Raw genomic sequence first — 11,985 nt, forward strand, 5'->3', positions numbered from 1 at the left:
TCAGAACTTGAAGTTACCGGTGAGTTGAACCAGCCGCCCGGCGCCCGGGGTGTAGTGCCCGGAGTACAGATGGTCGGCGTACAGCTTGTCGGTGAGGTTGCTGACATTGAGCTTCAAAGTGACCTTGTCGTTCATCACGTACTCCACCATCGCATCGGCGGTGACCCATGACGGCACTTCCCAGCCCGGGTTGCGGATAGGCGTCTGGCGACCCCGGAAGTTGAGGCCGGCCCCGACGCGCCACTTGGCATCGATCTGGTACGTGCTCCACACAGAACCGCTGTGGTAAGGCGTGTTCGAGGGGCGGGTGCCCTCACCTTCCGAGCCGGCCACGCCTTCGTCAATGTTGGCCACCGGCATCCACATATAAGAAGCGTAAATTTCCCACTGCGGCGTGAGTCGGCCCGCCACGTCGATTTCGGCCCCGGCCACATGGCGCTTGCCCGAGAGCGTGACCAAGTTCACGTCGGGGTCCGTGTTGCGTTCATGCAGTTTGGTGGAGCGAAACACCGCCAAGCGGGTGGTGAAACGTTTGTCGGCCGAGTCGAGTTTGGCACCCAGTTCGATGTTGAGGCTTTTTTCCGGGTCGATGTTCACGTTGGCCGAGTTCAGCGAATAGGCGTCACCCGAGGTGTTGAACGAGGTGGCCGCCGAAAAATGGTACGAGTGCAAATCGTTCGGCTGATACAGCAGACCAACACGCTGGCTCCATTCAGAGATTTTCATTTTGTAGCTGCGCGTCAGCGGCGCCGTGATGGTCGCCGTGCGGGTATCGCACTGCTGCGCAGTGGCGTTGGCAGATGGATCAGGAATGGCGTGGCAGTTGTAATCGCCCACCAAGTTGTCATAACGCAGCCCGGCCAACACCTTCCAGTGCGGCGCCACTTGGATCAGGTCCTGCACATAGGCGCCCCACCCGCTGGACGTGTAGTCACTGGTGGTTCTGAGCACGCGAGAGGCTTCGTTGACCCAAGCACCATCGTTGGGCGTGCCCACGGTAGTGGTCGGTTTGGTTGGCACCACACCACCCTGCGCCGCATTGCGTGCGCCGTAAACGGTTTTCTTTTCGCGGGCGACGTCCACACCTGCCAGCAGCTCATGCTGCACGCCCAGCGCCTGGAACTTGCTCTGGTAATCACTTTGCGCGTAGAGGGCATCCAGGTCCTGAATCTTCAGCTGGTTGCCACGTGTCAAGACGGTATTCGGCCCAAAAGTCGCCAGACTGGCCGCCGTGCCGCCCGGCTGGCTAGCCGCATTGCCCAACCGCACGGTGCTGGCGCGCTGATCCCGCGTGTACTCACCCATACGCACCTGGGTTCTGAGCGTGCTGTCGGCATCAAACCGGTGCTGATGGGTCAGCGTGCCGGTGGTGGCGGTGCCGGCGTTGTAGTCACTGGCCATGCCGTAGTACGCGGTCGGGTCCAGTGGCAAGGTGGTTGTTTCACCGGCGGCAGAAGCTGCTGTCGGTTTGATCCACGGCATGCCGTAGTTCATGCCGTTGTTGTTGTCCAGGTGGTAGATGCTGGCCGAGAACTCGTTCTTTTCTCCAATGGCCCAGCGGTAGGTGGCGGCAATCCCTTTTTTGTCCAGGCTGCTGCCTGAGCCGTTGTTGTCGGCCTCGGTGAGCATGGTGTTGATGCGCAAGGCGGCATCGTCGGCGGTCTGGATGTTGAAGTCGCCCACCACACGGCGGTGGCCGTGGCTGCCCACGGTCACATCCACCTGGCTGTCACCAAACAAGGTGGGCACCTTGTTGACCAGATTCACCGCGCCACCGGTGGAGCCACGGCCAAACAACATCGAGGCCGAGCCACGCATCACTTCCATGCGGTCCAGGCTGAAGGTGTCGCGCTCATAAAAAGCCGGGTCGCGCATGCCATCGACAAAAATGTCACCGGTCGAGGCCAGCGAGAAGCCACGCAGCTTGATGTCCTCCTCGGCCCCTTCGGCGGCCTGGAACGAGATGCCCGCAGTGGCTTTCAAGGCTTCCTTGACCGTGTCCAGGTTGCGCTCATCCATCAGCCGCTCCGTCACCACCGTGACCGACTGGGGAATGTCGCGCAGTTGCTGCAGACCTTTGCCGATGGTGGTCTGGGTGGCGCGGACCGAGTCACGCCCTTCCGGTGCCTCGGCCTTTTCTTTCACCACCACGGGTTTCAGCGTTTTGTCATAGGCGGTGGTGGTTTCTTGTGCCAGCGCACTCATGGAGCCTGCCAACAGCATCGCGCCAATAGGCAGGAGCGGGCCAGAAAGGACTGAATTTGTAGCTGCTGGCTTTTGACCCATGGGGGCTGGCGGCAGATTGGGCTTGGATTTTTTCAATGAACGTGACATAGCGTGACAAGACCTTGTGGGGGTGGTTATTGGCTGGCTAGGTCACAACAGCCAGCGGGCGGCCGTGTGATTTGACTGGCTGGATGGCGGTGAGCTGCGCCGAGCGCGGCGCTGTTGAGCGGCGTCTCGGGACGTGCAGAAATTTTATATGAGAATATGTCGCATTTGCATTGAATTGACATTTATCAACGTAAATAATAATGACTCGCATTTAAAATTTTGCCATCACCCTGTCGTCCACCCTCTTTGGAGCCACCCCATGTTCAAGTTTTCTTTGGCTGCTGCGCCGGTTGCCTGTCCGGCCCCGGCAGACGGCGCCTGGCACGGTCGGCAACCCCATCACGCTCACCACGGCGATGCGGGTCACGGGCACCACCCGCCTTCGCCACAACATCTGGCAGGCGCCTTTCCCTTGAGCATGGCCGACTTGGGCGCACAGGTGCGCATCGTGGCGTTGCGCGGGGGCGCCGGCCTGGACCGGCGCATGACCGAGATGGGGCTCAACATCGGCGCGCAAGTGCGGGTGCTGCAGCAGCAAGGTGGCGGCCTGGTGGTGATGCGTGGCGAAAGCCGTTTTGCGCTGGGCGGCGGCATGGCGCACCGCGTGATGGTGACACCGGTCTGAACCCCAAACTTTTTAAATCAACAAAGATACCTATGAGCAATCTGAGCGAACTGAAGGTGGGCGAGCGGGCCCGGGTTTTGGGTTTTGGCGACAGCACAGGCGCCTATCGGCGCAAGTTGTTGTCCATGGGCATCATGCCGGGGGTTGAAATCCATGTGGTGCGCGTCGCCCCGATGGGTGACCCGGTGGAGGTACGCCTGCGCGGCTTTTCGCTGACGCTGCGCAAGGACGAGGCATTGAATCTGCAAGTGGAGAAACTCGCATGAACACCATGAACACCCAACACACCATCGCCCTGGTGGGCAACCCCAACTGCGGCAAAACCACCCTGTTCAACGCGCTCACCGGCGCCAAACAGCAGGTGGGCAACTGGCCCGGCGTCACAGTTGAGAAAAAGAGCGGCGAATTCCGCCTGGACAGCACCCGCTTTGAAGTCATCGACCTGCCCGGCACCTACTCGCTGGACGTGGTGGAAGGCGAGGTATCGCTCGACGAGCGTGTGGCGCGCGACTACGTGCTCACCGGCGAGGCTGACCTGATCGTCAACATCCTGGACGCGTCCAACCTGGAGCGCAACCTGTACCTGAGCATCCAGCTCATCGAGATGGGTGTGCCGCTGCTGCTGGCACTCAACATGACCGACGTGGCCGCGGCCAAAGGCATGACGGTCAATGCCCAGGCACTCTCCAAGCAGCTGGGCTGCCCGGTGGTGCCGGTGGTGGCGTCCAGCGGCGCGGGTCTGGCCGAGCTAAAAAGCGCCATTGCCCAAGCGGCAACCAACCCAACCCGCGCCACGGTCAAGGTGACCTACTCTGACGCGCTTGGCCAGGCCGTGGCCGAACTCAGCCAGAAGATCGCCGCCCTGCCCCGCCAACCCGCCGCAGCCCCGCACTGGCTGGCGGTGCGCCTGCTGGAAGGTGACGCGCTGGCCCGCGAACTGGCAGGCCCGCAACTCACCGCCCTGGCGCAAGAGCGCGCGGCGGCCATTGGCGACGATCTGGACATTCTGGTGGCCGATGGCCGATATGGCCTGGCCAACCGCCTGGCCAATACCAGCGTCAAGGTCAGCGGCCGTGCCACGCGCGACGCCACCGAACGCATTGACCGCGTAGTGCTGCACCGGGCCTTGGGCATTCCGATCTTTTTGCTGTTGATGTACCTGATGTTCCTGTTCACCATCAACATTGGCGGCGCCTTCATCGACTTCTTCGACCAAGCGGCCCAGGTGCTGCTGGTGGACGGCACCACCGAATTGCTGGCTGGCATGGGCGCGCCACAGTGGTTGATCGTGCTGTTGGCCAATGGCATCGGCGGCGGTATCCAGACGGTGTGCACGTTCATTCCGGTGATTGGCTTCTTGTACCTGTTTTTGTCCATGCTGGAAGATTCGGGCTACATGGCGCGCGCCGCGTTTGTGATGGACCGCTTCATGCGCTGGGTGGGTCTGCCGGGCAAATCGTTTGTGCCGCTGATCGTGGGTTTTGGCTGCAACGTGCCCGCCATCATGGCCACCCGCACGCTGGAGAACAGGCGCGACCGGCTGATGACCATTGCCATGGCGCCCTTCATGTCGTGCGGCGCACGTTTGCCGGTGTATGTGCTGTTTGCGGCGGCGTTTTTCCCAAGCAGTGCGCAAAACGTGGTGTTTGGCCTGTACCTGATTGGCATTGCCGTGGCGGTGCTGACTGGCCTGATCCTGAAAAACTCCTTGCTCAAAGGCGAAGCCACGCCCTTCATCATGGAGCTGCCGCCCTATCACCTGCCCACCCTCCAAGGTGTGCTGATCCGCACCTGGGACCGTCTGAAAGGTTTCATCGTCAAGGCCGGCCGGGTGGTGGTGCCGATGGTGCTGGTGCTGAACTTCCTGAACGCGGTGGGCACCGACGGCAGCTTTGGCAACGAAGACAGCGACACCTCCGCCCTGGCTGCCGTGGGCCGCACCATCGCACCGGCGTTCTCACCGCTGGGCCTGGATGCCGACAACTGGCCCGCCGCCGTGGGCATTTTCACCGGTGTGCTGGCCAAAGAGGCGGTGGTGGGCACGCTCAACGCCACCTACACCGCCATGGCGGAGAGTGACGCCAAAGCGGCCGGTGAACCCGCCGAAGCGGAGGCACCTTACAACCTGATGGGCGGTCTGGCAGACGCTGCCGCCACCATTCCGGTCAACCTGAGCGACGCTTTGGGTGCCTGGGCCGACCCGCTGGGGCTGGACATTGGGGATGTGAGCGACCAGGCCGCCGTGGCCGAAGCGCAAGAAGTCTCCACCAGCACCTTCGGTGCCATGGCCGCACGGTTTGACGGCGCGGCGGGTGCGTTTGCCTACCTGTTGTTCATCTTGCTGTATTTCCCCTGCACCGCCGCCATCGCGGTGGTGTACCAGGAAAGCGGCCCGCGCTGGACCCTGTTTGTGGCCGCCTGGACCACGGGTATGGCCTACGGCCTGTCGACCCTGTCGTACCAGGTCGCCATCTACAGCCGCCAACCGATGGTGTCACTGGGCTGGATCACCGGCATTCTGCTGGCCTTCGCCGCCGTATTCTGGTGGATGCGCAGGCTGGGCCAAGCGTCCGGTAAGACGCCGACACCCACCGCCCTGCCGCAAGGCGTCTGATCCACGCAGCACCCGACGCCCGCCATGATCCTTTCCCGATTGTCAGACTATTTACGGCTGCACCGTCGCGCCAGCCTGCTCGACATGGGCATCGCACTGACCACCGACAGCGAGGCTTTGCGCAACATGCTGGCCGTGCTGGCGCGCAAAGGCCGGGTGCGCCAACTGCCCGCCAACACGGCGTGCAGCAGCGGCTGCACAAAGTGCCAGCCGCACACCATCGAAATTTATGAATGGACCGGGCCTGAATCGCCTGCCGCGCCGGAGCGCACCATCATTCCCATCAGGCGCTGCACCAGCGCCTGAGCCATTGCGGCGCGGCGTGGTGGGCCATCGCTGATGACTGCCGACCCGGCGTCGGCACCCGGGAAGTTATTCCTCCAGCAAGCTGCGCAGCATCCAGGCGGTTTTTTCGTGGATGTCGATGCGCTGGGTCAGCACGTCAGCCGTCGGCTGGTCATTGGCGGCATCCACCACCGGGAACAGTTTGCGGGCGGTGCGCGCCGTGGCTTCTTGGGCGGCCACCAGGTGGCGGATCATGTCGTTGGCCTTGGGCACGCCGTCCACCTCTTTGATGGACGCCAGCTTGACGTATTCCTTGTAGGTGCCCGGTGCCGGGAAACCCAGCGCGCGGATACGCTCGGCAATGATGTCCAGCGCGTTCCACTGCTCGGTGTATTGGCCCATGAACATCTGGTGCAGGCTGTTGAACTGCGGGCCGGTCACGTTCCAGTGGAAGTTGTGCGTCATCAGGTACAGCGTGTAGCTGTCCGCCAGCAGGGCTGACAGCCCCTTGGCAATCTCCTCGCGCTGTTTGGCGTCAATGCCCGTGTCCATGCTCGGCAAACTCACTTTTTTCTTGCTCATTCTCTTACTCCTTTAAAAAAATCATCCCAATGCGGTGTCCAGCACCATCATCAGGGCAAACCCGATCATCAGGCCGATGGTAGCGGGCGTCTGGTGGCCGTTGCGGTGGGTTTGCGGGATCACTTCATGCGACACCACAAACAACATGGCCCCGGCGGCCAGACCCAGGCCGGTCGGGTAAGCCAGCGCCAACCCGCTGGACAAACCCACACCCAGCAGCGCGCCCAGCGGCTCCAGCAAACCACTGGCCCCCGCGACCAACACCGCCAGCCGTGGCGTCAACCCGGCACTGCGCAAAGCCAGCGCTACCGCCAGCCCTTCCGGGATGTCCTGCAGCGCAATCGCGGTGGCCAGCGGCAGACCCACGCGCATGTCGCCCTGCGAAAAACTCACGCCAATCGCCATGCCCTCGGGCAGGTTGTGCAGCGCAATGGCAAACACGAACAGCCAGACCCGGCCACAACGCTCGGGCGCCGGGCCGCAGGGGCCGAACTGGTCGTGCTCGTGCGGGGTGAACTGGTCCAGCCCCAGCATCAACATCACCCCCAGGGCCATGCCCAGCACCACCACCGCCGCGCCCAGCGGCTTGTTGCCCAGCATCTCCGCACCGGCCTGCAAACCCGGCAACAGCAGTGAAAACGCACAGGCCGCCAACATCATGCCCGCGGCAAAGCCCAGCAAACTGTCTTCGAGCTTTTGCGGGATGCTGCGTAACGCCAAAGCGGGCAAGGCACCCAGCGTGGTGGCGGCCAGCCCGACCGCGCCACCCAGCAGGGCGTAACGCAGCCCCGGCACGACGTCACCCAGCGCCAATTGCAGCAGGCTTTGCACCAACAGCGCCAACACCCCCAGCAAAGCCAGACCCAGACCGATGGCCGCAGCGGGGTGCTGGCGCGCATGGGCCAGCCACGTGGCCACCCAGCCCGCAAAGGGCGGGCTGGCCACTGGGTTGGCAGCTGCGGTGATGGTTGAAGGTGGCATGGCGGGTCTTGAAGGTGACATGCCGCCTCAGGCAGCGGCGAGGGTGAAGTTGTGGGTCAAGGGCTCAGACTTTAAGCGCTTTGCATCGCCAGGACCCATGAATTGGCCGGATGTCCGCCATAGTCAATATCAATGAACAGCAACTTCTCAAAAAGGAGCCTCACCTCCCTTTTCAAACCCAGAGTGTTCATTGGGGCGCCCAATGAACAATACGGATTAATGCTTGCCCACCAGCTTGGCGTGGATTTTTTGGGTGGTGCGCCACACCACCCACAGCACCACCGGCACCAGCGCCCCGGCGGCCATCTCGGGGTTGATCGGCAAACCAGCGGCCTTGAGCGCCTTGCCACCGTAGAGCAGGAGGCTGATCACGTAATAAGAAATCGCCGCAATCGACAGCCCTTCCACCGTGCTTTGCAAATGCAGCTGCATCTCTTGCCCGCGGGTGAGTTTGGCCAGCAGTTCCTGGTTTTGCGCCTCGGTGGCGATGTCGACCCGGGTGCGCAGCAAATCGCTGGCGCGCGCCACCCGCTCGGACAAGGACGCCAGCCGCTGCGCCGTGGACGCCACCGTGGCCATGGCAGGCGCCAACCGGTGTTGCAAAAACTCGCCAATCATCTGCGTGCCGGGAATGGCTTTTTCGCGCAGCTCGCCGATGCGCTGGTTCACCAGCGTGTAGTAGGCCTGGCTGGCTGAAAAGCGGTAAATGTTCTCGGCGGTGGCGCGCTCCACGCTGGCCGCCAATGACACCAGCGTGTCCAGCAGTTCCTGATCCGAGGCGGCCTTGTGCTCCAGTCGGGCGGTGATGGCAGCCAGTTCGCTTTCGGCCTGGGCCAGCATGGGGCCCAGCGACTTGGCCACCGGCAAGCCGCGCAGCGCCATCAGGCGGTAAATTTCCAGCTCCAGCAGCCGCCCGGCAATGCGTCCGGCGCGTGTCTGGCTGGTGCCCTCGGGCGCAATCACCAGCATGCGCTCAAAACCGTCGCTCTGGATCGTGAACTGCGTCAGCACCCATGAGTGCCCCACCGGATGTTGATAACCCAGCGCCTGCGCGCCAGCCGCAGGCGCTGAGGCCGTGCTCATGGCGTTGCTGCCCATGAGGGACGCCACCACCGTGCGTGCGCCCAGCCAGCCCATGGCCTGGGCCATCAGCGCGGGCGCATCGTCCAGCGGTGCGTTCAACATCACCAGCTGGATGGCCGACACGGTGCGACCGGGAATCTGCTGTAGCCAGTCTGCGGGCACCGCCAGGTGCGACATCAGGTCTGGCGAGGCCGCCTCCAGCGTGATGTGGGCGGGCAGCGGCTGCACGATGGTGTAGCGCGAAAACTCGCTGTGGCGCTCCCATTTCAGGGTGAAGCCGTCACCGCGCAGACGCAAAAAGTTGTCTTGCAGACGCTCCAGCGTCAGGTCAGCCCGGCCAGGCAACTGGCACATGTGGGCCCAGGCCATCTCACGCGTGATGCCTTCGTGCAAGACTGCCACGTCAAAGATCAGCGCTGGCAGCCGGATACGCGCCGACGGGCGGGCGTGCACCTCGTTGTGCAGCGTCAGGCGATGGGTGTCATCAAGGGGAAGGAAACCAGAGGAGTGGGCGGCTAGATCGTGCATCCGGGCTATTTTGCAGGGATTTCCCCACGAATTTCGGTTCCCGGCGCATCCCGCGCCAAAACGCAACACGGCGCACCCTGGCCGGCAGATGTCGCCCGTTGTGATGGCAACTGCGTGGGCCGGGTGGCGGCCGCCACAGCCTCTCGACCACCTGCCCCCAACCGCCCGCAGGGGCCAAAATGCGGGAAGTCTGGCGCGCACAAAGCGGGCTGATTGTGCATTTTTATGAACCAATCCATCTGATTCATGGCTATTTATCTTCTGCGCATAAACCAATACAGTTCAACCAACACCTGACGCAAGCCCGCGTCAGCCCTTGGAGAACACCACCATGCCACAAGCCCCCGTCTTTTTTATCTCCCACGGCGCACCCACCTTTGCCATCGAACCCGGCCAGTTGGGCCCCCGCCTGCAAGCGCTGGGCCGCCAGTTGGCTGGCGCCCAAGCCGTGCTGGTGGTGTCGCCCCATTGGCAAACACGTGATGTGCAAGTGATGACCACGGCCCAACCCGACACGGTGCATGACTTTGGCGGCTTTCCGGCCGAGCTGTACACGCTGCGCTACCCCGCCAGCGGCCAGCCTGACGTCGCTCTGGCGGCAGCCCGGTTGCTGTCCGACACCGGTTTTGCCACCACCCTGGATGACCAGCGCGGGCTGGACCACGGCGCCTGGGTGCCGCTGAGCCACTTGCTGCCTGACGCCAAGGTGCCGGTGTTTCAGGTCTCCATGCCGCACACGCTGTCCACGGCCCAAGCCTGGCAGCTCGGTCAGGCGCTCTCGCCCCTGCGTGCGCAGGGCGTGGTGATCGTGGCCTCGGGCAGCATGACCCACAACCTGTACGAATTCCGACCTGGCAGCACCCGGACCGAGCCCTACGTGTCCGAATTTGCCGCCTGGGTGCGCGCTGCCGTGCTGGCCAACAGCATCGACGCGCTAATCCACTACCGTGAACTGGCGCCACACGCCCAACGCGCCCACCCGACCGAGGAACACTTTTTGCCGCTGCTGGTGGCTTTGGGTGCCAAAGGCGATGACGCTGCACAGGTGATCGATGACGCCATCACCCACGCCGTGTTGTCGATGGAATCGTATGTCTGGGGCCTGCCCGCATGAACGTCGCACCCGAAAATCTTGGCGACTTACAAACAGACCCGCACCTGGGGCTGTCCTACCGGCTGGTCCAACCCGCGCCCGCCAACCCACATCGCTGTGTGATCCTGCTGCACGGCGTGGGCAGCAACGAGGTCAACATGGCGGGCCTGGCGCGCGGCATGGACCCGGCCACGCTGGTCATCCTGGCGCGTGGCCCGTTGACGCTGGGGCCCGGCCAGTTCGCCTGGTTTCGCGTCGCCTTCACCGCCCAGGGGCCCAGCGCCAATATCGAGGAAGCCAAGCGCAGCCGCCAGACGCTGACCCAGTTTGTGCAACGGGTGCAAGCCCGTTATGGCATCACACCGGCCCAGACGGTCATGGCGGGCTTCAGCCAGGGCGGCATCATGAGCGCCAGCGTGGCCTTGAGCAACCCGGAATCCGTCGCGGGTTTTGGCCTGCTGTGCGGGCGCATCCCGCCAGAGTTGGAACCGCATTTGGCGACCAAAGAGCGCCTGGCGAAGCTCAAGGCCTTTGTCGGCCATGGTGAGCACGACAAGGTGCTGCCGGTGGCCTGGGCACACCGGTCCGACGCGCTGCTGACGCAGCTGGGCGTGGCACACGCGTTTCATCTGTACCCGACGGACCACAGCATCAGCGCGGCCATGCAAACTGACTTTTTGGCCTGGTTGGCGTCGCTGAACCCGCAGCCCTGAGCGGAACCAGCGCATGCCACCCACCCACTTTGAAACCCTGATCACCACGCAGTTCCAAGCCGCCCGGGCGCGGCTTGCTGACGACAGCCCGTGGGTTTTGCTGCACATCGGCACCGAGTTCACCGGCGTCGCGGTGGGTCGTGGCGCCGCACCGGAGGCGGTGATGGCGCTGACCATGGGCGCCCAAATCACCGCCCGGGAACATTTCAAACACAACCCTCCAAGCCCGCTGGCGCTGGAAAACGCCATCGTCACCGTCGAAGATGAAGTTACCCGCGCCCACCCGTTGGTTCCCGCTGGCGCCCGGCTTGTCACCACCGATGCGGCGATCCGCGAGATCGCTGTCCTGCCTGGCATCGCCACAGGTGAGGTGCTGCGCCTGCCGCTGGACGCCGTGGAACGCAGCTTTGAGCGGCTGGCGCAAGTGTCGCTGGGCCAACCCGCGTCCCGAGACGGCTGCCCGCCAACAACGCCTTCGCGGCCACGCTGCTGATCCTGCGTGAGTTCATGCACCACTTGCAGTTTGACGACATCACCGTGCTGCCAGGTGACGCGCAGATGCCCCCGTGATCCAGCGCGGCAAGCCAACCGGTCCGTCACGGTTGGACCATGTTCAGCCAGCGCCAGCACCCCGATCAGCCAGCGCAAGCCCGCTGCCGCACGTAGCTGATCAGCCCCTCACACGCGTCTTCCACCAGATCGAGCACGTGCTCAAAGCCGCGCTCGCCGCCATAGTACGGGTCGGGCACCACCGGGCTGTTTTGCTGCTGGCAAAACTCGGTGAGGCGGCGCAGTTTGTGTTGGTGCTCGGGTGGGCAACCGTCTTGCAGCAGGGCCAGGTTGTCCCAGTCCATGGCCAAAATCAGGTCAAACGTCGCGTAGTCGGCCGCAACAACCTGCCGGGCGCGCAGGGCTGACAAGTCATAGCCGCGCCGCGCGGCTGCCGCTTGTGAGCGGGCGTCGGGCGGGCTGCCGGGGTGGTAGTTGTGGGTGCCGGCCGAATCCACGTGCACGGCGTGGCCCAGGTTGTGGTCCATCACCTTCTGGCGGAACACGCCGTCGGCGGTGGGGCTGCGGCAGATGTTGCCCATGCAGACAAAAAGAATGGCGTAACGCATGAGGGTGTGTGTTTGGCGTAGGGGTGAGT

General features: G+C 63.7%; 12 protein-coding genes. 7 read left to right on the top strand and 5 right to left on the bottom strand.

All coding sequences use genetic code 11. The features are described 5' to 3' along the window. Positions 1–2,205 (bottom strand): TonB-dependent siderophore receptor, encoded by a 2,205-nt coding sequence (locus LHU53_RS06030; RefSeq protein ID WP_227331319.1) that lies wholly within the window; start codon positions 2,203–2,205, stop codon positions 1–3. 388 nt (positions 2,206–2,593) lie between these two features. Between LHU53_RS06030 and LHU53_RS06035 the strand changes: the two genes are divergently transcribed. From LHU53_RS06035 to LHU53_RS06050, 4 genes are read left to right on the top strand one after another with little or no spacing between them, the layout of a single operon-like run. Continuing rightward, complete coding sequence (locus LHU53_RS06035) at positions 2,594–2,959, top strand: FeoA family protein (RefSeq protein WP_227331321.1); 366 nt, start codon at positions 2,594–2,596, stop codon at positions 2,957–2,959. A gap of 32 nt (positions 2,960–2,991) precedes the next feature. Beyond that, positions 2,992–3,225, top strand: a complete 234-nt coding sequence (locus LHU53_RS06040) for a FeoA family protein (protein ID WP_227331323.1) — start codon at positions 2,992–2,994, stop codon at positions 3,223–3,225. Continuing rightward, positions 3,222–5,573: a Fe(2+) transporter permease subunit FeoB gene (feoB, locus tag LHU53_RS06045; RefSeq protein ID WP_227331325.1), complete on the top strand. Its 2,352-nt coding sequence runs from the start codon at positions 3,222–3,224 to the stop codon at positions 5,571–5,573. The genes LHU53_RS06040 and feoB overlap by 4 nt, the downstream gene beginning before the upstream one ends. A 24-nt stretch (positions 5,574–5,597) precedes the next feature. Continuing rightward, on the top strand, positions 5,598–5,879 hold the full coding sequence (locus tag LHU53_RS06050) for a FeoC-like transcriptional regulator (RefSeq protein ID WP_227331326.1): 282 nt from the start codon (positions 5,598–5,600) through the stop codon (positions 5,877–5,879). Positions 5,880–5,945: 66 nt separating this feature from the next. On the opposite strand, the gene LHU53_RS06055 is transcribed toward LHU53_RS06050, so the two are convergent. The 3 genes from LHU53_RS06055 to LHU53_RS06065 all read right to left on the bottom strand — a co-directional run bounded on the left by LHU53_RS06055 (position 5,946) and on the right by LHU53_RS06065 (position 9,032). Beyond that, positions 5,946–6,440, bottom strand: a complete 495-nt coding sequence (locus LHU53_RS06055) for a Dps family protein (RefSeq protein WP_370632230.1) — start codon at positions 6,438–6,440, stop codon at positions 5,946–5,948. Positions 6,441–6,461: 21 nt separating this feature from the next. Then, positions 6,462–7,421, bottom strand: a complete 960-nt coding sequence (locus tag LHU53_RS06060) for a ZIP family metal transporter (RefSeq protein WP_227331327.1) — start codon at positions 7,419–7,421, stop codon at positions 6,462–6,464. A gap of 216 nt (positions 7,422–7,637) precedes the next feature. After that, positions 7,638–9,032 (bottom strand): DUF3422 family protein, encoded by a 1,395-nt coding sequence (locus LHU53_RS06065; protein ID WP_227331328.1) that lies wholly within the window; start codon positions 9,030–9,032, stop codon positions 7,638–7,640. 331 nt (positions 9,033–9,363) lie between these two features. Between LHU53_RS06065 and LHU53_RS06070 the strand changes: the two genes are divergently transcribed. Genes LHU53_RS06070 through LHU53_RS06080 form a run of 3 tightly spaced genes read left to right on the top strand, consistent with a single transcriptional unit; the run spans position 9,364 to position 11,331 of the window. Further along, complete coding sequence (locus LHU53_RS06070) at positions 9,364–10,146, top strand: class III extradiol ring-cleavage dioxygenase (RefSeq protein ID WP_227331329.1); 783 nt, start codon at positions 9,364–9,366, stop codon at positions 10,144–10,146. Next, a complete protein-coding gene (locus LHU53_RS06075; RefSeq protein WP_227331330.1) occupies positions 10,143–10,838 on the top strand; it encodes an alpha/beta hydrolase in 696 nt (231 codons plus the stop codon). Before LHU53_RS06070 ends, LHU53_RS06075 begins: the two co-directional genes overlap by 4 nt. A gap of 13 nt (positions 10,839–10,851) precedes the next feature. Further along, the gene (locus LHU53_RS06080; RefSeq protein WP_227331331.1) at positions 10,852–11,331 is read left to right on the top strand and encodes a hypothetical protein; all 480 of its coding nucleotides are present in this window, start codon (positions 10,852–10,854) and stop codon (positions 11,329–11,331) included. Positions 11,332–11,473: 142 nt separating this feature from the next. Here the strand turns inward: LHU53_RS06080 and LHU53_RS06085 are convergent, their stop codons facing one another. Continuing rightward, positions 11,474–11,956: a low molecular weight protein-tyrosine-phosphatase gene (locus LHU53_RS06085; protein ID WP_227331332.1), complete on the bottom strand. Its 483-nt coding sequence runs from the start codon at positions 11,954–11,956 to the stop codon at positions 11,474–11,476. Between the last annotated feature and the right edge of the window lie 29 nt (positions 11,957–11,985).

Source organism: Rhodoferax sp. U2-2l (assembly GCF_020594515.1).
Classification (GTDB): domain Bacteria; phylum Pseudomonadota; class Gammaproteobacteria; order Burkholderiales; family Burkholderiaceae_C; genus Rhodoferax.

Coding starts and splice junctions, on each gene's coding strand:
- feoB (WP_227331325.1), top strand. CDS start 3,222: ATGAACACCATGAACACCCAACACACCATCGCCCTGGTGGGCAACCCC.
- LHU53_RS06065 (WP_227331328.1), bottom strand. CDS start 9,032: ATGCACGATCTAGCCGCCCACTCCTCTGGTTTCCTTCCCCTTGATGAC.
- LHU53_RS06030 (WP_227331319.1), bottom strand. CDS start 2,205: ATGAGTGCGCTGGCACAAGAAACCACCACCGCCTATGACAAAACGCTG.
- LHU53_RS06040 (WP_227331323.1), top strand. CDS start 2,992: ATGAGCAATCTGAGCGAACTGAAGGTGGGCGAGCGGGCCCGGGTTTTG.
- LHU53_RS06035 (WP_227331321.1), top strand. CDS start 2,594: ATGTTCAAGTTTTCTTTGGCTGCTGCGCCGGTTGCCTGTCCGGCCCCG.
- LHU53_RS06085 (WP_227331332.1), bottom strand. CDS start 11,956: ATGCGTTACGCCATTCTTTTTGTCTGCATGGGCAACATCTGCCGCAGC.
- LHU53_RS06055 (WP_370632230.1), bottom strand. CDS start 6,440: ATGAGCAAGAAAAAAGTGAGTTTGCCGAGCATGGACACGGGCATTGAC.
- LHU53_RS06080 (WP_227331331.1), top strand. CDS start 10,852: ATGCCACCCACCCACTTTGAAACCCTGATCACCACGCAGTTCCAAGCC.
- LHU53_RS06060 (WP_227331327.1), bottom strand. CDS start 7,421: ATGCCACCTTCAACCATCACCGCAGCTGCCAACCCAGTGGCCAGCCCG.
- LHU53_RS06070 (WP_227331329.1), top strand. CDS start 9,364: ATGCCACAAGCCCCCGTCTTTTTTATCTCCCACGGCGCACCCACCTTT.
- LHU53_RS06050 (WP_227331326.1), top strand. CDS start 5,598: ATGATCCTTTCCCGATTGTCAGACTATTTACGGCTGCACCGTCGCGCC.
- LHU53_RS06075 (WP_227331330.1), top strand. CDS start 10,143: ATGAACGTCGCACCCGAAAATCTTGGCGACTTACAAACAGACCCGCAC.